At 37.4% G+C, this 21067-nt stretch carries 18 protein-coding genes; 16 read left to right on the top strand and 2 right to left on the bottom strand.

The genetic code is table 11. From position 1 onward, the window contains the following. Nucleotides 1-10: 10 nt before the first annotated feature. Genes AC6CHV_RS02790 through AC6CHV_RS02770 form a run of 5 tightly spaced genes read left to right on the top strand, consistent with a single transcriptional unit; the run spans nucleotide 11 to nucleotide 8054 of the window. Nucleotides 11-1222 (top strand): CoA transferase, encoded by a 1212-nt coding sequence (locus AC6CHV_RS02790; protein WP_498078065.1) that lies wholly within the window; start codon nucleotides 11-13, stop codon nucleotides 1220-1222. A gap of 15 nt (nucleotides 1223-1237) precedes the next feature. After that, complete coding sequence (locus tag AC6CHV_RS02785) at nucleotides 1238-2176, top strand: hydroxymethylglutaryl-CoA lyase (RefSeq protein WP_498078064.1); 939 nt, start codon at nucleotides 1238-1240, stop codon at nucleotides 2174-2176. Between the two features lie 27 nt (nucleotides 2177-2203). After that, nucleotides 2204-4852 (top strand): aconitate hydratase AcnA, encoded by a 2649-nt coding sequence (gene acnA / locus AC6CHV_RS02780; RefSeq protein ID WP_498078063.1) that lies wholly within the window; start codon nucleotides 2204-2206, stop codon nucleotides 4850-4852. Between the two features lie 20 nt (nucleotides 4853-4872). Beyond that, complete coding sequence (locus AC6CHV_RS02775; protein ID WP_498078062.1) at nucleotides 4873-6315, top strand: aldehyde dehydrogenase family protein; 1443 nt, start codon at nucleotides 4873-4875, stop codon at nucleotides 6313-6315. Between the two features lie 11 nt (nucleotides 6316-6326). Then, nucleotides 6327-8054: a thiamine pyrophosphate-requiring protein gene (locus tag AC6CHV_RS02770; protein ID WP_498078061.1), complete on the top strand. Its 1728-nt coding sequence runs from the start codon at nucleotides 6327-6329 to the stop codon at nucleotides 8052-8054. Between the two features lie 5 nt (nucleotides 8055-8059). Here AC6CHV_RS02770 and AC6CHV_RS02765 read toward each other — a convergent pair whose 3' ends face one another. After that, entirely contained in the window at nucleotides 8060-8860 is an 801-nt protein-coding gene (locus tag AC6CHV_RS02765; protein ID WP_498078060.1) for an IclR family transcriptional regulator domain-containing protein, read from the bottom strand. A gap of 332 nt (nucleotides 8861-9192) precedes the next feature. Between AC6CHV_RS02765 and dctP the strand changes: the two genes are divergently transcribed. The 10 genes from dctP to AC6CHV_RS02715 all read left to right on the top strand — a co-directional run bounded on the left by dctP (nucleotide 9193) and on the right by AC6CHV_RS02715 (nucleotide 19031). Further along, entirely contained in the window at nucleotides 9193-10299 is a 1107-nt protein-coding gene (gene dctP, locus AC6CHV_RS02760) for a TRAP transporter substrate-binding protein DctP (protein ID WP_498078059.1), read from the top strand. A gap of 149 nt (nucleotides 10300-10448) precedes the next feature. Further along, a complete protein-coding gene (locus AC6CHV_RS02755; protein WP_341331394.1) occupies nucleotides 10449-10964 on the top strand; it encodes a TRAP transporter small permease in 516 nt (171 codons plus the stop codon). Further along, nucleotides 10964-12268, top strand: coding sequence for a TRAP transporter large permease (locus AC6CHV_RS02750; RefSeq protein ID WP_341331395.1), 1305 nt, complete (start codon nucleotides 10964-10966; stop codon nucleotides 12266-12268). The genes AC6CHV_RS02755 and AC6CHV_RS02750 overlap by 1 nt, the downstream gene beginning before the upstream one ends. 52 nt (nucleotides 12269-12320) lie before the next feature. Next, the gene (locus AC6CHV_RS02745; protein WP_498078058.1) at nucleotides 12321-14102 is read left to right on the top strand and encodes an acyl-CoA dehydrogenase FadE; all 1782 of its coding nucleotides are present in this window, start codon (nucleotides 12321-12323) and stop codon (nucleotides 14100-14102) included. 22 nt (nucleotides 14103-14124) lie between these two features. Then, a complete protein-coding gene (fabG, locus tag AC6CHV_RS02740) occupies nucleotides 14125-14886 on the top strand; it encodes a 3-oxoacyl-ACP reductase FabG (protein WP_498078057.1) in 762 nt (253 codons plus the stop codon). Between the two features lie 60 nt (nucleotides 14887-14946). Then, a complete protein-coding gene (locus tag AC6CHV_RS02735; protein WP_498078056.1) occupies nucleotides 14947-15378 on the top strand; it encodes an FAS1-like dehydratase domain-containing protein in 432 nt (143 codons plus the stop codon). 14 nt (nucleotides 15379-15392) lie between these two features. Next, nucleotides 15393-15803, top strand: coding sequence for a MaoC/PaaZ C-terminal domain-containing protein (locus tag AC6CHV_RS02730; protein WP_341331399.1), 411 nt, complete (start codon nucleotides 15393-15395; stop codon nucleotides 15801-15803). A gap of 23 nt (nucleotides 15804-15826) precedes the next feature. Beyond that, nucleotides 15827-16960: an acetyl-CoA acetyltransferase gene (locus tag AC6CHV_RS02725; RefSeq protein WP_099363635.1), complete on the top strand. Its 1134-nt coding sequence runs from the start codon at nucleotides 15827-15829 to the stop codon at nucleotides 16958-16960. Between the two features lies 1 nt (nucleotide 16961). Further along, nucleotides 16962-17360: a Zn-ribbon domain-containing OB-fold protein gene (locus AC6CHV_RS02720; protein WP_341331400.1), complete on the top strand. Its 399-nt coding sequence runs from the start codon at nucleotides 16962-16964 to the stop codon at nucleotides 17358-17360. Between the two features lie 90 nt (nucleotides 17361-17450). Further along, nucleotides 17451-19031, top strand: coding sequence for an AMP-binding protein (locus AC6CHV_RS02715; protein WP_498078055.1), 1581 nt, complete (start codon nucleotides 17451-17453; stop codon nucleotides 19029-19031). 79 nt (nucleotides 19032-19110) lie between these two features. Here AC6CHV_RS02715 and AC6CHV_RS02710 read toward each other — a convergent pair whose 3' ends face one another. Then, complete coding sequence (locus AC6CHV_RS02710) at nucleotides 19111-19998, bottom strand: LysR family transcriptional regulator (protein ID WP_341331402.1); 888 nt, start codon at nucleotides 19996-19998, stop codon at nucleotides 19111-19113. Nucleotides 19999-20205: 207 nt separating this feature from the next. Here AC6CHV_RS02710 and AC6CHV_RS02705 point away from each other — a divergent pair, with 207 nt between their 5' ends. Beyond that, nucleotides 20206-21054: a fumarylacetoacetate hydrolase family protein gene (locus AC6CHV_RS02705; RefSeq protein ID WP_498078054.1), complete on the top strand. Its 849-nt coding sequence runs from the start codon at nucleotides 20206-20208 to the stop codon at nucleotides 21052-21054. The last annotated feature ends 13 nt before the right edge of the window (nucleotides 21055-21067 follow it).

The following is a 21067-nucleotide window of genomic DNA, read 5'->3' as shown; positions in this document are numbered from 1 at the left end:
GTGACTCTGCATGAATTACTCTAGAAAAACTGGTCCGCTCGATGGTGTACGAGTACTAGATATATCAACAGTTATTGCCGCTCCATTTGGAGCAACACTTCTGGGGGATTTTGGAGCTGAAGTGATTAAAATTGAAATGCCAAATGTGGGAGACCCTCTTAGAAATCTTGGCCCGTATAAAGACGGTGAAGGGCTAAGATGGGCGGGGATTGCACGAAATAAGAGATCAATAACCATAGATTTACACAAAGAAGATGGTAAAGAAATTTTAAAAAAGCTAGTAGCCAAGTCAGATATTGTGATTGAAAACTTTCGAACAGGGACGCTTGAAAAATGGGGAATTGGCTATGAAGAACTAAAAAAAATAAATAATAACTTAATCATGATACGAGTTACAGGGTACGGACAGACAGGTCCATATTCCCATAAAGCAGGCTTTGGGACACCAGCTACTGCGTTTAGCGGATTTACTTATCTACATGGATATCCTGATCGTCCTCCAATAAGTCCCTCTTTTTCTCTAACAGATTATGTAACTGGTATTTATGTGGCGTTTGCTGCCACTATGGCATTGTATCATCGAGACTGTCATGAGGAAGGGAAGGGTCAGTATGTTGACATTAGTTTATATGAATCAATGTTTAGAATGATGGAGTTTTTAGTTACCGACTATGACCAAACAGGAACAATTAAGGAGCGATCCCCTGGATTAAGTGGACATTCAGCACCTGCTGGTAATTTCTTAACAAAAGACGGCCACTGGGTAATTATTGTTACGAGTTCAGATAAAACCTTTACACGATTAGCGGAAGCTATGAATCGGGAAGATATGCTTACTGATGAGCGATATAAAACGAATTCGGTTCGTCTGCAGCGTTTTGATGAAGTAAATGGTATATTAGCGGATTGGGTAAAAACAAAGACAAAGAGTGAATTACAAAAAATACTAGACGAGAATGGTGTGCCAATGAGCCCTATTTATAGTATTAAAGATATTTTTGAAGATCCACACTATCAAGAACGAGAAAACATTGTCGAAGTAAATCATCCAAGGTTAGGGAAAGTGAAAATTCCTGGTATTTCTCCTAAATTTTCAGAAACCCCTGGGACAATACGACAAATTGCCCCAGACTTGGGAGAACATACAGAAGATATTTTATGTAATCTTTTAGAAATGGATGCTGATTCTATAGAAAACTTAAAACAAAATGGCGTCATATAGAGGAGAGATAGCATAGTGCAAGAAGTTGATATAAATATAACAGAAGTCTGCCCAAGAGACGGCTTTCAAAGTATAAATGGATTCATTCCAACTGAAGAAAAGGTAGAAATCATAAACAAGATCATCGATTGTGGATTTAAGCAGATAGAGGTAACATCATTTGTCCATCCAAAAGCAATCCCTCAATTGAGAGATGCAGATGAAGTGCTAAAAAATATTAAGCGTTCAGATAAGGTTAAATTAAGGGCACTTGTACCTAATGTCAGAGGATTAGAAAGAGCCATTGATGCTGGTGTTGATAAAGTCAAATTGATGCTTTCTGCTTCTGATTCACATAGTATATCGAATGCAAATTGTAAAACGATAGAGGCTTTACAAGGTTTTGAGAGTTTAGTAAATCTTGCAGATAGGAGCAAAATGAAGGTCTCAGGATCTATTTCTGTGGCATTTGGATGTCCGTATGAAGGAGATGTTCCTCTTGAACGCCACATCATGATTTGTGAATATTATCAGTCATTGGGGATAAATGAAATTTCACTTGCTGATACAACTGGAATGGCGAACCCGATAAAAACGAAAGAGATTGTAAGAGGGTTAAAACAGTTGTTTCCTACTATTACATTCTCTCTACATCTTCATAATACTAGGGGGATGGCATTTGCTAATGCCTTTGCTGGTTGGCAAGAGGGAATAATTGATTTTGATAGTTCAATTGCCGGAATTGGCGGATGTCCATATGCCCCAGGTGCCAGTGGGAATATTTCTTCAGAAGATTTAATTCACGGAATTGAAGAAATGGGGCTAAATACAGGGGTATATATAGATAAGGTACTAAATCTTGCACAAGAGTTGCAAAAAAAATATCCGGAATATTCCGATAGTTTTCTATTGAAAGCAGGTAAATGTTCAGACTTACAAGCTGCTCCAACACAGCAACAAAAAATAGTAAAGTAATTTACTATTTGAACGGAGAGGTTACTATTGTATAAAAAAACGTTAATAACAAAACAGGGCCCAGTACAGTTTTATGACTTGAAATCTTTGGGGAACTTAGGGATCAATGTTGAGAGTCTACCTTTTTCAATTAAGATTTTTTTAGAAGCAATGATGAGGGGGATGAAAAGATTCTCCGTTTCAGAAAATGATTTATTTGAGGTTGCTACCAACTCAAATCAGACTAATGAAATACCATTTATGCCATCACGAGTAATTATGCAAGATGCATCCGGGATTCCTGCATTGGTCGACCTCGTTTCTCTCAGGGAAAGATTGGCTTCTGAAGGAGTCAATCCGAGTGAGGTTAATCCAAGTATTCCAGTAGATCTGGTAGTAGACCATTCACTTCAAGTTGATCACTTCGGCAATACAAATGCTCTCAAGAAAAATGTGAATCTTGAATATTCCCGTAATAAAGAGAGATATGGTTTTCTTAAATGGGCCGAAAAATCATTTAAGAATTTTCGTGCCGTTCCCCCTTCAAAAGGGATAATCCATCAGGTCAACTTAGAATATTTGGCTCATGTAGTTCAAATCAGTCATGATAATGGTGAAATGATTGCACACCCCGAAGCCATAATCGGAACAGATTCACATACTACGATGATAAATGCATTGGGTATTTTAGGATGGGGTGTGGGCGGTATTGAGGCTGAGTCTGTCATGCTTGGCTATCCGATTAGTATGTTGGTTCCAAAGGTGGTTGGTGTTGAAATCTCTGGGCAAATGCAAGAAGGCGTCACCGCAACAGATGCTGCATTATCTATCACAAGAGTGTTACGCCGTAAAAATGTGGTTGGAAAATTTGTTGAATTTGTTGGACCAGGATTAAAACAGCTTTCTCTTCCGGATCGAGCAACCATTGCTAACATGGCACCAGAATACGGTGCGACAATGGGCTTTTTTCCAGTTGATGATGAAACATTGAAATATCTAGAATTAACAGGAAAAACAGAGACCGTACTTGATTTAGTAGAACGGTATTCGAAAGAACAGGGCTTATTTTACTCGGATTCTATGAAAATACCTACCTATTCTGAAGTAATAAAGATTAACTTATCAGATATTGAGCCAAGTATATCCGGGCCAAAACGTCCTCAGGACACGATGCCGTTACGAAAAGTCAAAGCCTCGTTCTTAAGTGATTTTGGTGAATCGATGACAAAGGTTAATATATCTCAAAATCATGAGAAACATGGGCTTAAAAATGGCAGCATTGTTATTGCAGCTATTACAAGCTGTACGAATACTTCTAATCCAATTAATATGATTGGCGCAGGATTACTTGCTAAAAAAGCCGTTCAACTTGGTCTAACCGTACCATCTCATATACAAACCAGTTTCTCGCCAGGTTCAAAAGTAGTTACACAATACTTGAAAAGTACAGGTCTATTGGAATATATGGAAAAACTCGGCTTTTATCATGTAGGTTATGGATGTGCAGTCTGTGTCGGTAATAGTGGTAATTTAGATGAAAAAGTCGAGAAAGCCATTCAGGAAAATGATTTATCTACTGTCGCTATTTTGAGTGGGAACCGTAATTTTGAGGGCCGGATTCATTCACTAGTAAAAGCTAATTATCTTGCCTCTCCACCTCTAGTGATTGCTTATGCAATTGCTGGAAAGATAAATATAGATTTGGATACTGAACCATTAGGGAAAACTGTGTCGGGTCAACCAGTTTATTTAAAAGATTTATGGCCAAATACAGAGGAGATAAGAACCTGTATACAAGATTATATAAATCCGGAATTATTCCTGGATGCGTATCAGAGTGTGTTCGATGGCGATGTTTTATGGAAGAAATTAGACTATATGGAGGGTCCCTTATATAACTGGGATACACAATCAACCTATTTTAAACCATCTCCTTTTTTCAGTAAAAGAGAAAATGCTTCTCCTAAAGGAAACCCAAAAGAATTTCGGGCATTATTAGCACTTGGAGATTCAATCACAACGGACCATATTTCTCCAGTTGGGTCTATTTTAAAAGAGAGTGCTGCAGGAGCTTATCTCATGAAACATGGTGTGGAAAGTACTGATTTCAATACATACGGTACGAGAAGAGGAAATCATGAGGTGCTTGTGAGGGGAACATTTGCGCATCCTAGACTGCAGAATAGGCTAGTAGATAAACTAGGCGGGTTTACGAGACATCTGCCAAGTGGTGAATGCCTGAATGTTTTTGATGCTGCACAGAGATATCAGCATGAAAATATTCCTCTTATTATCATAGCAGGGAAAGAATACGGAACAGGAAGTGCCAGAGATTGGGCAGCCAAAGGCACCTATTTACTTGGAGTACAGGCAGTACTTGCAGAAAGCTTTGAACGCATTCACCGCAGTAACCTTGCAATGATGGGAATTCTACCTTTGGAATTTCCTCAAGGAAGAGGCTGGGTAACTCTAGGGTTAAGTGGGGAAGAAACTTTCACAATATTAGACCTAGACCGAATTTCAACGCCCCAACAGACTCTAAAGGTAATGGCAATTCATTCAAATGGAAAACAAACCATTTTTCCAGTAAAGATGCGACTAGATACTCAAATAGAGATTGAGTTATTCAAACAGGGGGGCATATTTCAAAAGGTTGCCAATGAACATAATAAGAAAAGTACAGTAGATCAAAAGTAAGGCTGGGGAGATGCGGAGATATGAAAGTTAATTTGTTAATCAATAATGAAGAAATAGAAACGGACCAATACACAGAAGTCCGAGACCCAGGTAAGTTGTCGAATGTTGTAGGCTTAGTAGCACAAGGATCAGTACAGCATGTAGACAAGGCAATTCAGGAAGCATATAACACATTTAAAAGTTGGAGTAATGTTGAATTGGAAGTCCGTATTTCCAAACTGTTAAAAGCAATTCAACAATTTGAAACCGATGCAACACACTTGGCTAATGTTGTTTCTTTAGAAAATGGAATGTTACTGGACGTATCGAAAAGCGAGTTTGCTATGGCAGCTGTTGTGATGAGAAATAGTGCAGAATTAGCAAGGAATGCTCTTCAGACGAAGACAATTGAGGATGAATTTAGCGGTGTCCTGATTGAGAAAAAACCAATTGGCGTTATTGCAGGGATTGTGCCTTGGAATGCTCCTATTGTTTTAACTATGCAGAAGGTTGTTCCAGCCATACTTGCAGGAAATACTATTGTAATAAAACCATCTCCTTTTGCACCACTTGGGGTCACTTTAGCTTTAAAAAACATTGCTACGTTTTTCCCGCCTGGGGTAATCAATATTGTACATGGGGATGCAGATGTAGGGACGGCATTATCCACACATCCTCTCATTCGTAAAATTTCGTTTACTGGCGGAGGAGAGACTGCCAAGCATATTATGAAATCTGCTGCAGAAACTTTAAAAGGAATTCACTTTGAATTAGGTGGAAATGACCCGGCAATTATTTTAGATGACGCAAATCTAGATGAGATTGTACCGAAAATTGTTAATGGTGTTTTTCGTCGTTCAGGACAATTTTGTTTTGCTATCAAACGAATCTATCTCCCTACAACTTTGTATGATGAATTTTATGAACGAATGTGTACAATTACGGACCAATATAAAATTGGACATCAATTGAATGAAAACGCAACATTTGGACCTTTGAATAATCCAAATCAATTTCAAAATGTAAAGAGATTATTAGAAAGGTTAGATAATAGTTCCGCAAACATCATGAAGCTAGGTCAGAAGCTAGAACCAGATAATTGGGAAAATGGATACTATATGCATCCTGTTATTGTAAGGGATATAGATCCATACCATGACCTTGTCACCTGTGAACAATTTGGACCAATTATTCCATTAATCGCATACAAAAGTGAAGCAGAAGTCATTCATATGGCGAATGACAGCGAAATGGGATTAAGTTCATCAATATGGTCATCAGATTATGACAGGTCGCTTCAGTTGGCAAGAAAAATAGAAGCTGGTATGACCATTATTAATTCTTCACATCAATCTCCTCTTGGACATAAATATATGCCGTTTGGCGGAGTAAAGCAAAGTGGCATAGGAAGAGAGAATTCCGAAACAATCTTTGAAGAGTTCACAGAGTTTCATGCTATTAATTACTATAAAACGACCAACTAGGGGGAAGTACGATGGAAAGTCTAAGTCGTTATACAACAGCAGATGCCTTGTTAGAAGCATTTGAAGAGACAGGTATATCCTATTTATTTAGCAATCTTGGAAGTGATCACCCTGCACTCATCGAGGGACTTGCAAAGGCGAAAGCACTAGGTCGACCATTACCAAAAGTCATTATTTCTCCCCATGAATATGTTGCACTGAGTGCTGCACATGGCTACTATCAACTAAGTGGTCAGGCGCAGGGGGTGATTGTACATACGGATGTTGGTACACAAAACTTGGGTGGTAGCTTACATAATGCCGCACGGTCGAGAGTGCCAGTTTTTATCTTCTCAGGTGAGACTCCTTCAACAATGGAGGGTGAATTAGCGGGGAGCCGTAATTCGCCAATTAATTATCTGCAAAATGTATATGATCAACGTGGTATAGTAAGGGGTTATGTCAAATGGGAATATGACATTCGAACAGGAAAAAACGTGAAACAACTAGTTTATCGTGCAATGCAAATTGCTAATACAGAACCGAAAGGGCCAGTCTATTTAACTGGCGCTAGGGAAGTATTAGAAGAAGAAGTTCAGCCAAAGAAAGATCTTACCTCTCGTTGGAAACCAAAGGAACCTACAGCATTAACAGATGCAGGAATTGAACAAATCTTTTCTACGTTGGCCAATTCCAAGAATCCTATTTTAATAACCTCATATTTAGGTAGAAATATAGAAAGCGTAGATTTACTTGTAGAATTTTGTGAATTACTGTCTATTCCTGTAATTGAAAGTAATCCTAGTTATATGAATTACCCGACTGAACATCCTCTGCACATGGGATTTGAGGGTGGTGACCTACTTGATAATGCAGACGTGGTTGTCGTATTGGATTGTGATGTGCCTTGGATTCCCACAGTCAACGATCTAAATGATTCATGTAAAGTCATCTTTATTGATAATGATCCAATAAAAGAAAAAATCCCGTTAGCGTATATACCAGCAGATTTAACCTTCCAAGCAGATTCATATCATGCACTTACACAATTGTTAAATTATGCGAAGAAGATAAACTTAGACCACTCTACTATTGAAGAACGTTTCAGTCGACTAAAAGAACGTCATAATTCCCAAAGGAAAGAATGGAGACAGAGAGAAGTGTTTCCAACAAATGGTGTGATAACTCCCGAATGGGTTTCACGTTGTTTAAGGAATGTAATTGACGAAGATACGATTATTTTAAATGAAACAATCACTAGTACAAGTGCAATTTTTAAAGGGATACCACGAATAAAACCAGGGACTATGTTTGGTAATGGAGGCTCATCATTAGGTTGGAATGGGGGAGCAGCTATTGGTGCTAAGTTGGCACAGCCTAACAAAACAGTAGTGAGTCTTACTGGAGACGGAACCTATTTATTTAGTGTGCCATCATCTGTTCATTGGATGTCACGAAAATACAATGCGCCATTTTTGACAATTATTTTTAATAACCAAGGTTGGAATGCAACAAAAATGAATCTCTTAAAGCAACATCCCGACGGCATTGCAAAACGTGACGATCATTATTGGGTAAATTTTGACAAACCAGCAGATCTTGCAAAAATCGCTGAAGCAGCAGGCGGGGCCTTTGCCCAAACCATTTCAAAACCAGAAGAATTAGAATCTGCATTAAAGAATGCGATTGAAATAGTAAACTCAGGCCAGTCCGCCGTAATAGACGTGAAGATGCAGCCAATTTCTTATCAAGTAGATTAAGTCGTTTAGAAAAAGGTCAAGTCTCCTTGTAAACTAATTAAATGTCCAACTCGTTTAGAGAGTTGATCTGCTGTATCTTTTAATGTCTTAATTATTTTTTTATTTACCTTTGGATTCATATCAAAGTTAGAACCGAAAGTTCCAATTACAGCAATTATTTCTTGATTTCGATTAAAAACAGGAACGCCTATACCTGAAAATCCGACATTTACCTCATCTTTTTCAACAAAATAACCTTTTTGTCGAATTGTGTCTAATCTTTCTAGGAATTTATCCTCATCAACTAAAGTATAGGGTGTTCTTTTTTCTAAAGGTAGTTGATTAAGTATTTTTTTGCATTCTTTTAAGGGTAAATAAGCCATCAATGCAATACCTAGAGCACCAATATTGAGTGCTCTTTTCCTCCCAACATAAGAGCCTGATTGAATACCATCTGGATTCTCAAATGCAAGTAAGAATTGAATACTTTCCTTTTGCCTAACTGCCATTAAAATCGGAAATCCTAATTCAATATGGACTTTCGAGAGTATGGCTCCGGCTTCTTTCAGAACATCTTGATTTTCTTTCACAATTTCACCAAATTCTAAAAACTTATGTCCAAGGCTATAATTGTTTTCTTTATCATCATATTGAATAAAACCGTTTTGCTCTAGCGACCATAAAATTCGATAAACAGTTGCTTTTGGTAACTTAGTTTTTTCAACTATGTTTTCAATATACAATGTTGGATATTCATTGCTAAAGCAATTTAAGACACTGATTAGCCGATCAATAACACGGATAGATTGCACTTTAATATCTCTCATTCTACTAACCTGCCTATATATTATTTTTTTAGAAGTTGAATCCACTGCATTGTTACAAATCATAATATTATGTTAAATCATATATTCTTGGTTTATTTTTGTCAAACTCTCATATTTTTCCAAATAGGTGAAACAGTAGTCGGTAATTTACAATATATCGATAGTGCAAAAATAATTAACGAATAATTTAGAATTTATTGACATAATACTTAGGAACATATACAATATTTTTGAACTAGTAATTCACCTAGTGAGTTAGAAGGGGGCTGCATAATAGAAATCTACTTGATTTGTAAGCGTATTCAAACAATCTGCAAGGAGGAGATCATTTAATGAAAGTAGGAAAGAAGCATCTAATCAAAAGTTTAGCCTTTGTTATGGTTATCATGTTATCTCTTGTCGCTTGTAGTAATAGCAATGATGAGACTTCAGGTTCATCTTCTAATGAAAAGGAAAAAGAAGTATATGAATTTAACGTTGGTAACTATGGATCAAGTACGGCAAACATTGGTGCTAATATTTTAGAACCTTGGGCCAAATCCGTCGAAGAAAAGACTGACGGTAGAGTGAAGCTGAATTTATTTCATGGAGGAACATTAGGAGGAGCTAATTCTGTTTTAACGGATGTAAAAGGTGGCGTAGCTGATATTAGCTATATGTTCTCACACTATTATGCGGATACTGAAATGTTTCCATTGACATTAGGAGATTTACCATTCCAAGTAACAGCAGATGATGTGCCAAAATATGGAGAAATTATTAAAAAATATACGGAACCCTATCATGATGAAATGTTTAAAGATGTTGTTTCACTAGGATTTTCAACAGGATCTCCATCCTACATTTTTGTGAATAAACCTGTCAGGAAACTTGAAGACTTTAAAGGAATGAAAATACGAGCCGCAAGTAAGAGTGATGTGGAAGACATTAAAGCATGGGGTGCTGTTCCAGTTTCCGTACCTGCACAAGAACTATATGATTCACTTGCAAAGGGCGTTATTGATGGGGCATTTACTTCTGCTACCCAATATCGAGATATGAGTTTATATGAAGTAGCACCATATTTTGTAGAAATTCCTTATAAAGTTATTCAAGTTATGCCAATTATGAATAAAGCCTCTTACGATAAACTCCCAGATGATATTAAAACCATTTTTCAAGAAGATTTAATTCCCGAATTAGAAGGATTATTTAATAAATATTTAACAGAAGATTCAAAGGCCGCTGTCGATGAGCTTAAAGAAACGCTCAAAAAAGATGGAGAAGTGATTCAGTTTGATGATGCAGAATTAGAAAGACTTCAAGCACTGTCCAGATCTGCTTGGGATCAATGGTTGAATGATGCGAAGGAAAAAGGATATAACGGCGAAGAGATGATGAGTAAATATGAGCAAACGGTAAAAGAATCAGGCTTCCCGGTACCGTTTTATTTTAAATAAGGAGATTGATTTCTAAGTTAAAGTGAGATTTATAGGAAAGGGTTAGTAGAACTGAGAAATAGCTTGATTATTTAAGTAGTGTCTATAGCCCCTCCTATTTTATTCGCACTGGAACATATAGTCGAAGTCAATCGATAATGGGAGGAAATATGATTATTACAAAAGTAATAGACCGTTCAACAAGTATTATTAAGTGGATTTCGATGATTTGTCTATTGTTTATGGTTCTTGCAACTTTTGTTGGAGTCGTTTTTCGAATGTTTGGTGTACCAATTATAGGTAACGACGAAATTGTCGCGATATTTCAAGTCTTCCTAATTATGTTTTCACTTGCATTTGCCCAATCAGAGGATAGACATATAACGATAGGCATTATTGTAGACAATTTTCCAACTAAAGTTCAAGTCATGATTGATCGAATTGGTTATACGGTAACGGCTTTATTTTGTTTTCTTGTTGCCTATATTTTTTTCAAAGCAGGATATCATAACTTGACAGAATTTCATGAGAAGACCCTCCTTTTAGAGTTTCCCCATTATTTTTTAAAATTTATTACTTGTTTAGGCTTTTTTCTATGGGGGATGGAAGCTGTTAATAGAATTATCAAGTCATTTCTAGGATTAGTGAAGCAAGTCAGTCAGCTTGAGAAGGAGGTAAGTGGTTAATGTCTGCTGAAACAGTTGGTTTTATCGCTATAGTAATCATGTTAGTTTTGATGATGTTACGGATTCCAATTGCAATTTCTATGGCTGTACCTGCAGTTATTGGAATCTTATTTTTAGGAAATGAGACCGTACTCTTTACAGCAGTCGAATCCATTATCTTTGACCACAGTTTTAACTACACATTAAGTACCATTCCACTATTTATATTAATGGGAGAAATGCTTAGTGTAACAGGTATTAGCAGCGAGTTATATGCATCATTTCGTACGTGGTTTGGAAGGTTAAAAGGTGGTCTCGGAATGGCAACGATCGGGGCATCCACTTTATTCGCAGCAGCATCAGGCTCAAGTCTTGCAAACACTGGTACGATTGGTGTTATGGCTTCGAAAGAAATGTTGAGGTATGGATATTCTAAGAGTTTAACAGGAGGGTCAATCGTTGCGGGAGGTAGTTTGGGGATTCTAATTCCTCCAAGTACAGTATTAATTATCTATGGAATGTTAACCGAACAATCAATTGGTAAATTGCTTTTAGCGGGTATTATACCTGGGATTATGCTGGCTACATGCTTTATCGTCACGATTTACCTTATTGCTGTAGTAAAGCCAGAAATGGCACCAACTATAGAAGAGAAGAGTACGTGGAAGGAACGCTTTATTTCATTAAAAAGTACCATTATGGTCTTCATTATATTTGCAATCGTAATCGGCGGGATGTTTCTTGGTTGGTTTGGACCTACCGAAGCGGCAGGTATAGGAGCTTTTAGTGCAATCATTATCGCAATGATTAAGAAAAAGTTAACATGGACGAATTTTCTAGAAACAGTTGTTAGAACGACTAGAACCGCCGGTTTTATCTACGCCACGGTATTGTGTGCTTTCGTATTTAATTACTTATTAACAATATCGAAAGTGCCAATCTTAGTTTCTACTACAATTACGAGTTGGGATATTCCACATTATCTAACATTCCTGTTTATTGTCTTGTTATATCTATTTCTTGGAGCGGTAATGGATTCAATTGCGGCTATTGTCATCACCATTCCTTTTATCATGCCTATCATGCTAAGTATGGGACATGATTTAATCTGGTTTGGGATCATCATTGTTCTACTTGTTGAGGCAGCGCTTATTTCACCACCATATGGTATGAATATTCTCATTCTAAATGGTGTTGTTCCTGAGTTGAAGATAGGTACGATTTATAAAGGTGCTTTAATTTTCTTACTTCCTATTTTATTTATGATTTTAGTTCTTTATTTGTTCCCTAATCTTGCTCTGTTTATTCCGGATAAAATGTTCTAACGTATATTAGTAGATTTGGAAAAAGATTAAGAATCATCGAGGAGTGTTGATATTGAAAGTAACAAATGAGCTTACAAATGATAAAGGTGGTTTGTTTATTACCAAAGAAACGGACTTCAATGAGGTATTTACACCAGAGGATTTCTTGGAAGAACACCATATGATTGCCAAGACAACTAAAGACTTCGTTGAAAAGGAAGTTATTTCTCTTGGTGAGGCAGCAAAAACATTAAATTACGATCTAACTAGGAAAATATTAAAAAAAGCAGGGGACGTGGGACTGCTTGGGGCTTCCCTTCCAGAAGAATATGGGGGATTAGGCCTTGATGGAGTAAGGTTTGCATTAATGAAAGAATCGCTCAACGTCCATACTAGCTCACTAACCATGACGATTGGCGGTCAAGTAGGTATCGGAGCTCTTCCGATTGTCTTTTTTGGTACATCGGAACAAAGAGAGAAATATTTGCCAGGGCTAGTTTCCGGTAGTCTCGCTACAGCTTTTGCATTAACTGAACCATCATCGGGTACTGATGCATCTGGTATAAAAACGAGTGCGAAGCTTTCTGATGATGGCCAAAACTACATATTAAATGGGAATAAAGTGTTTATTACAAATGCAGGATTTGCAGATATCTTTGTTGTTTTTGCAAAGGTAAATGGAACTGATTTTAGTGCCTTTATTGTAGAAAGAGAATCAAAAGGTTTAACAATAGGTCCTGAAGAGAAAAAGATGGGATTAAAAGCCTCCTCAACCTGTTCTATAACCTTTGAGGATGTGGAAGTACCGGCATCTAACTTATTAGGAAAGATAGGAAAAGGCCATTTAATAGCTTTTAATGTATTAAATTTTGGCCGTCTTTCGGTGGGTGCAAATTGCTTAGGAACAACAAAAGAAGCTTTAACTGTATCCTGTAAGTATGCAAATCAGCGAATTCAATTTGGTAAGAAAATTTCCTCCTTTCCATTAATTGCTCAAAAGTTAGCGGATATTAACATTAAAACATTTGTTTTAGAAAGTATGGTATATCGAACAGCCCATCTTTTTGATGCAGGATTGAGTCAACTTGATTTTGGAAATCCCGATTTAGGGGAAATTTCAAGAAAAGCGATTAGTGAATACATGCTTGAGTGTGCAATTAATAAGGTGTTTGGTTCAGAGACACTCGATTTTGCTGCAGATGAGGGTTTACAGATACATGGCGGATACGGATATATGCAGGAATATATAATAGAAGAAATTTATCGTGATTCAAGAATAAAGCGGATCTTTGAAGGTACGAATGAAATAAACCGTTTATTTATTACCAATACCATTACTAGTCGAATAACAAAGGGTCAACTCAATCAGTTACGGGAAAGTTTGGATATCACACTACCAGAAATCGCTGAAGAAATATCTGAATCTTCTTTAAACAACTCTGCTCAATTAGTTCAATTTTCAAGAAAACTATATGCTTATACCCTTGGTAAGGTTATGGATTATTATGGAGAACAATTAAAGCAAGAACAGGAGATAAGTAGTAATCTTGCAGATATGATTATTCAGCTGTATGCGATGGACTCAGCTTTGTTGCGCACAAAAAAAATAATAAAGAACCAGGGGGAACATAATGCGGAGTTAGCAGTTCAAATAACCAATACATTTATCAATGAGTCATTTGAAATTTTAGCTCGATTTGCGAAAAGAAGTCTAATGGCTGTCGTAAAAGGGCAAGAATTATCGACTGATCTTTCGACAATTGATAATTGGTTACGTGCGTATTTAATTAACACTGTACCAGTAAAACGATGCATTGCAGAAAGCGTAATTAATAAAGAAGGTTATACCTATTAAATCAAAGGGAGATGTTAAAAGTATGACAAGACGTTTGGAAGGAAAAGTAGCAATTGTAACGGGATCTGGGAAAGGTATTGGAGCTGCGACAGCCATTAAATTAGCGGCAGAAGGAGCAAAAGTAGCAGTTATTGATCTAAAAGAGGAATTTGGAATGGAAACTGTTGGTACAATTCAGGCATCTGGCGGAGAAGCTATCGCAGTTGGATGTAATGTAACGGTAGCGGAAGAAATAGAAAATGCTGTTGATAAAGTAGTATCTCATTTTGGAAGAGTTGATATTCTCGTAAATAACGCAGGTGTAACAAAAGACAATCTAGTATTTAAGATGTCAGAAAGTGATTGGGATATCGTACTGGATACCCATTTAAAAGGAAGCTTTTTATTTTGCAAAGCTGTTCAAAAGTATATGGTAGAACAGCGTTATGGAAAGATTGTAAATACTAGCAGTTTAGGATCATCTGGTAAGCGAGGCCAGGCGAATTATTCATCAGCTAAGGCAGGTATAAAAGCATTGACTCGCACATTAGCATTAGAACTTGGTCAGTTCAATATCAACGTTAATTGCGTAGCCCCTGGTTTTATTGCAACTGATATGACAAGAGCTACAGCAGAAAGACGTGGTATTACTTTTGAGCAAATGGTAAGTGATGCTAGTAAGCGCATTCCAATGCGAAGAGTCGGAAATCCAGAGGATGTTGCGAATGTGGTTGCATTTTTGGTTAGTGATGAATCTAGTTATGTTGCTGGAGACTGCATTAATATTGGTGGAGGAGAAAGCTAACATTATCGCTAAATTTTACAACTTTCATTAATAGAATGAAATAAAGGTAGGTTGATAGCTATGATAGTAGATAAAAGCATTGTCGGTTGCAAGAGTGAAGTTTACGAGTTTGAAATTGAAAAAGGTGCTATTCGAGCGTTTGCAAGAGCTATTGGAGATGATAATCCCATTTATCATGATGAAACTGCAGCAAAAGAACAAGGGTATAGAAGCTTGATAGCTCCACCGACCTTTCCAATGACCCTTACAATCCCTAAACCAGGATTAAGTAATATGGATAAAAGCCGTACATTGCATGGGGGACAGGAGTTTATATATAAGCGGCCGATTGTTGCCGGAGATATTCTACGATGTGTAAGTGAAGTGGTAGATGTTTTTGAAAAGGATGGTAAAAATGGTGGGAAAATGTTATTCATCATTTTAGAAACAAAAGGTGAAGATTTAGAAGGGGAATATGTGTTTTCATCAAAAACAACGATTATCTATCGTTAAGGAGGATGGCTTAGATGCAATGGAGTGAATTTGAAATTGATCAAGAATTAAAACCGCTTGTAAAACCTCCAATTGAAAAGGTTCATTTGGTTCAATATGCTGGTGCATCAGGGGATTTTAATTTAATTCATACTGATGAAGAAACAGCTAAAAACGCAGGCCTACCAGGCGTCATTGCACATGGAATGCTCAGTGTTGGGTATATCGGCCAATTGCTCACGAATTTGGCCGGAAATAAAGGGTTTGTAAGTAATCTAAACGTTCGATTTACAGGCATGGTATTTCCGGGCGATGTCGTTACATGCCGTGCAAAGGTGGTTGCAAAGGATGAGGTTAATAGAACTGTTGTCTTTAAGATTTCATCAGAAACACCAGAAAAACAAGTTATTACAGGGGATGCTACCATTACATTTTATCATGAATAAGAAAGAAGAAGGGTGTGAAGACAATGAAATCTGAACGTATAGCTGCCGTTGTTGGTGTAGCTGAAGCGGATTTAGGCAAATTACCAGGGAGTAATGTGTTGCAGCTTCAAGCACAAGCAGCGAAGCGGGCACTAGATGATGCAGGTTTTACAAAAGACGATGTAGAGGCATTGTTCACTGCAGGAAACTGGGCCCAATTTCCAAACTTAATGTTAGGAGAATATTTGGGAATCTCACCTAAATATACAGATAGTACGAATATTGGTGGTTCATCCTTCGAATCACATGTAGCACATGCAGTAGCGGGAATTAAAGCGGGCCTTTTTAATGTTGCACTCATTACATATGGCAGTACCAATCGAACAAATCGCTATCCATTTCTTAAAGAATTAACTTTAACGTATGAAGAGCCATTCGGATTTCCGACTCCAGTAGGGCATTACGCAATGGCTGCGATGCGGCATATGCATCAGTATGGAACAACCTCAGAACATCTTGCTGAAATTGCGGTTGCAACGAGGAAATGGGCAATGTTAAATGAGAAAGCACAGATGCAAAAACCGCTCACTATTGATGATGTTCTAAATTCACCCATGATCGCTGAACCACTCCATTTACTAGACTGCTGCTTGGTTAATGATGGAGGGGGTGCAATTGTGGTCGCATCTGCAGAGGCTGCTGCAAGAGCAAAGAACAGACCAGTCTGGATCTTGGGTCATGGGGAAACGCATACGCATAATTCGGTTGCACAAATGCCTGATTTAACTGTAACTGGAGCCCGTGAATCTGGGAAACGTGCAATGGAAATGGCCGGAGTTACTCACGATGAAATTGATATCGTGCAAGTTTACGATTCTTTCACGATAACTGTTCTATTAACATTAGAATCTCTTGGTTTCTGTAAGCCCGGAGAAGGAGGCGACTTTGTAAGTAACCAACGAACAGCGCCAGGTGGCAGTTTCCCTTTAAATACGAATGGAGGAGGCCTTTCCTACTGTCATCCAGGAATGTACGGTATTTTCTTAATAATTGAAGCAACTCAGCAATTACGAGGTGAGTGTGGTGCACGACAAGTCGAAGATGCAAAAATTGCATTAGTTAATGGTACTGGCGGTACGCTTTCCTCTACATCTACATTGATACTGGGGAGGGATTAATATGGAACAACGAAAACCGAGACCATTAGTCGATAATGACAATCGGACATTTTGGGAAGGTGTAAAAAACAACAAACTAATCATTCAATATTGTGAAGATTGTAAGAATCATATCTTTTATCCTAGATATCTCTGTCCACACTGTTTTTCTGAAAACATCACTTGGGTTGAAGCTAGTGGAAAGGGGAGAATTTACAGCTATACGGTTGTTCATAGAAATGCGCCACCCTTTGATAAAGAAACACCATATGTGGTAGCAATTGTTGAACTTGATGAGGGTGTTCGTATCGTTAGTCGAATCAAAGGGAACCGAGAAAAAATTAGTATTGATATGCCTGTTACCGTTATTTATGAAACAATAGATGAAGAGTTAACACTGCCCTATTTTGAACTATCGTAATTAGTCAAAATCAAAGGAAGGAACCTTCTCTTCCTTTTTTTTTACTATTTTATAAGTTGAATTTAAAAGTTGAAAGGTTGAGAGCTGAATATGCTAACTTCGTGTTATGGTAAATCGATACCTCAATTACTTGAAGACGCCTATAGAAATTTTCCAGACAAAGAAGCTTTGTATGATGGGAAGCACAGATTCACCTATCGAGAGATGGAGATGATCTCTACTGAGATTGCTTCTGGCCTTAGTTTATTGGGAGTGAAGAAAGGTGATCGTGTAGCAGTAACGTTACCTGTATGGTCTGAATTTGTTCTCATCTTCTTTGCCATTGCAAAGTTAGGTGCAATTTTAGTTCCTTTTAATACTCGCTACCGTGAAGACGAAGCAGAATATGTCTTAAATCATTCAGGAGCGAAGATCGTATTTTTTCCTAAAGAATACGATCAAGTAGATCACCTGAGTCAAATTCAATCGATTAAGAGCAGGGTAGAGACCATCGAACATATAATCTCTGTCAGGTTTGAATCTGATGGAATGATGAGCTTAGAGCATTTGCGGGAACTTGGTCGTGAAAATGAGTTTCAGCATGCAAAGATTGATGTTAAAGAAGATGTATTTGCCTTTGTATATACTTCGGGGACAACAGGCAAGCCAAAGGGTGCCATGTTAACTCATAGCAGCCTTGTGGATATAAACGTATCGTGTAGTACTGCAATTGAAACGAATCATAATGACACCATCCTACATCTAACGCCATATTTTCATATAATGGGAATTTCGGCAATATTACGAGTGCTAATTTGTCAAGGAAAGGCAGTCCTAATGGAATCGTTTAGAGCCGAACGAGCATTGCAACTAATTGATCAGGAAAAAATCACTATTCACCCAGGAGTACCAACGAATTTTATTCTTGAATTAAATCATCCAGCATTGAAAAAGTATGATCTATCTTCCTTACGTTTAGCGTTAATGGGTGGGGCACCTTGTCCGGTTGAAATTGTAAAAAGAGTAAGAGAAGAATTGGGATGTGCGGTTCTAGTAAGCTATGGGATGACTGAAACTTCGCCGTATTTAACTTACACAAGTATCAATGATGATGATATAACCCAATCAGAGACTGTAGGCAGAGCTCTTCCAAATGTAAAATTGAGAGTGGTTGATGAACAGAGAAGAGAAGTTGCTTGTGGCGAAGTTGGAGAACTTGCTTGCCATACAATTGGTATAATGAAGGGTTATTATAAAATGCCGGAACAAACTAAAGAGGTAATTGATGACGAAGGCTGGTATTATACAGGTGATTTTGCAACGAAAGACGAGAAAGGATATATCCGAATAGTTGGACGTAAAAAAGATCTTATTATTCGGGGTGGTTATAATATTTATCCAGGAGAGATTGAGGAAGTTTTCTATACTCACCCAGATGTATTAGAAGTGTCAATTGTAGGTGTAGCCGATAGTGTTCTCGGGGAAGTTTCTTGTGCAGCGATCATGCTAAAACCTGGAAGACATGTTACAGAGGAAGAACTTCAATCATTTATTAAACCCAAAGTGGCTGACTATAAACATCCTGATCATATTGTAATTGTAAATGAATTCCCGAAGACTCCAACAGGAAAAGTGAAAAAGCATGAACTGAAAGATATACTTATTAACAAAAAACTTGTAGCGTTAAGATAGAAAGAAAAGATGAAAATTATATAAAAGGCACATTAGTAGATTGATGTTTCCAAGGCCTTTTATATAATTTTCTTTTCGATTAATCCATCGAAAAACGAGAGAAATAGTCAATCACAAATTGGCGTAAACGTTGTGATGCAGCTGAAAAATAGCGCTCCTCCAACCAGGACAACCCAATCGTCCGTTGGAATAGGGGTGCTTTAATGTGTAGACATGAAGTAGTTTGTTCTAAATTCCCTTTCCAAGCATTCATAGGCAAAAAGGCAACTCCTATTCCAGACTGGACAAGATACGAAACCAAGGATGGTTCGTTCACTTCAAATGCGATATTGGGAGCAAAACCTGCTTGTTTGCATAAAGAATCGGCAGTGTCTCTGATCCCATACCCTGTTTTTAAACTAACAAAAGGATCGTTTTCTAACTCATGTAGGTCTATTTCTTCCCGGTTTGCAAAACGATGTTGCTTAGGAACGACTAGGATAATTTCTTCCATAAAAAGAGGAATACTCTTAACTCCACGTCCTTCAACAGGCGGGGACGTTATGCAAAGATCGACCTCACCTTTCTCTAGCTGCTGTTGCATTTTTATGGTAGTGTCCTGAAAAAGTCGAAATTTAACTTGAGGATATTGTGATAAGAATGTGTTTAATAATTCTGGAAGTAAGACCAGATTTGTAGCGGCTAATGACACCGTACCGTACTCGAGTCCAGCTAAATCATTTACCTCACGAAACCCCTCATCAAGTTCGGAGAAAACACGGTTTACTCGTTTTAAAAAGATCTTTCCGAACTCATTTAATTTTATCTGCCTGCCAGAACGGTCAAATAAAGGAACCCCGATATCTTCTTCTAGTCTTGAAATCGTAATACTTAAAGAAGGTTGTGTGATATTTAGTTCTTCAGCTGCACGAGTCATATGTTCTAATCGAGCAACCGCCTGAAAATATTTTAGTTGTTGTAGCTCCATTTTTATCACCCGATTGTCGTTTTAGTAGGGTACTAGCCTACTTTACATGATGGGCTACCATGTATACAAAGTCAATAATAAATGTATCAATCATAGATTCAAATAAATGATTATTATAAAAATAATAAATTAGATTAAATGTTCGTAATATACTAAAATTTAATTAGTTAAAAGAATTTATTAATTTTATAGAAAAGGAGATTGTTAATGAAAATTGCTTTATTCAATAACAACCAAATTGGGATTGTGCAGGATGATGTAGTCATAGACATTGGTGATATTATTTCTTGGGATAAAAATTGTCCTCAAGAATCGCTTGAACATTTTATGAAAAACTTTGATGCCTTAAAAAAGGAAATAGAAGAGCACATTCCTTATGGAAGTACCTATTCATTATCAAAAGTCAAGCTTCGTGCGCCCATCCCAAAACCAAGCAAAATCGTAGCAGCACCAATAAACTATTTATTGCATCGGAAAGAAATGAATGAACAATTTCAAACCTCACCGTCAACTGTTGATAAATTAGGATTTTTCTTGAAATCGCCTTCATCCATTATTGGACCGGGTGAAACAGTAGAATTGCCTTTTAGGGATAGAAGGACAGATCATGAAGCAGAGATTGCCTTTGTAGTAGGAAAAAAAGCAAAGGATGTTCCTTCACATGAAGCACATAACTATATTTTTGGCTATTTAGCATTAATGGATATTACGGTACGTGGGAAAGAAGACCGACCATGGCGGAAGTCCTTCGATACATTTACACCAATAGGTCCATGGATAGTAACTGGAGATGAGGTAGAAAATCCAAATCAACTTGACATGAATTTATGGGTTGGTGATGAACTTCGCCAATCAACCAATACAGAAAATCTCATATATGACTGTTATAAATTTTTCGAGGCTGTCACAAGTGTCATGACATTATATCCAGGAGATATCGTGACAACCGGAACTCCTGAAGGTGTGGGACCCATTACAGAAGGAGATACGGTACGAATTCACATAGATCGAATTGGGGAATTTTCGGTAAATGTTCAATATAAAGCTGGAGTGTAAAAAGGAAAAAATA

The sequence above is a fragment of the Ferdinandcohnia sp. GQ5 genome (genome assembly GCF_059759275.1).
This window is presented reverse-complemented; position numbering and strand designations above follow the sequence as displayed.

Coding starts and splice junctions, on each gene's coding strand:
- AC6CHV_RS02730 (WP_341331399.1), top strand. CDS start 15,393: ATGCAATGGAGTGAATTTGAAATTGATCAAGAATTAAAACCGCTTGTA.
- AC6CHV_RS02750 (WP_341331395.1), top strand. CDS start 10,964: ATGTCTGCTGAAACAGTTGGTTTTATCGCTATAGTAATCATGTTAGTT.
- AC6CHV_RS02790 (WP_498078065.1), top strand. CDS start 11: ATGAATTACTCTAGAAAAACTGGTCCGCTCGATGGTGTACGAGTACTA.
- fabG (WP_498078057.1), top strand. CDS start 14,125: ATGACAAGACGTTTGGAAGGAAAAGTAGCAATTGTAACGGGATCTGGG.
- AC6CHV_RS02770 (WP_498078061.1), top strand. CDS start 6,327: ATGGAAAGTCTAAGTCGTTATACAACAGCAGATGCCTTGTTAGAAGCA.
- AC6CHV_RS02710 (WP_341331402.1), bottom strand. CDS start 19,998: ATGGAGCTACAACAACTAAAATATTTTCAGGCGGTTGCTCGATTAGAA.
- AC6CHV_RS02755 (WP_341331394.1), top strand. CDS start 10,449: ATGATTATTACAAAAGTAATAGACCGTTCAACAAGTATTATTAAGTGG.
- dctP (WP_498078059.1), top strand. CDS start 9,193: ATGAAAGTAGGAAAGAAGCATCTAATCAAAAGTTTAGCCTTTGTTATG.
- AC6CHV_RS02715 (WP_498078055.1), top strand. CDS start 17,451: ATGCTAACTTCGTGTTATGGTAAATCGATACCTCAATTACTTGAAGAC.
- AC6CHV_RS02765 (WP_498078060.1), bottom strand. CDS start 8,860: ATGAGAGATATTAAAGTGCAATCTATCCGTGTTATTGATCGGCTAATC.
- AC6CHV_RS02705 (WP_498078054.1), top strand. CDS start 20,206: ATGAAAATTGCTTTATTCAATAACAACCAAATTGGGATTGTGCAGGAT.
- AC6CHV_RS02735 (WP_498078056.1), top strand. CDS start 14,947: ATGATAGTAGATAAAAGCATTGTCGGTTGCAAGAGTGAAGTTTACGAG.
- AC6CHV_RS02720 (WP_341331400.1), top strand. CDS start 16,962: ATGGAACAACGAAAACCGAGACCATTAGTCGATAATGACAATCGGACA.
- AC6CHV_RS02775 (WP_498078062.1), top strand. CDS start 4,873: ATGAAAGTTAATTTGTTAATCAATAATGAAGAAATAGAAACGGACCAA.
- AC6CHV_RS02725 (WP_099363635.1), top strand. CDS start 15,827: ATGAAATCTGAACGTATAGCTGCCGTTGTTGGTGTAGCTGAAGCGGAT.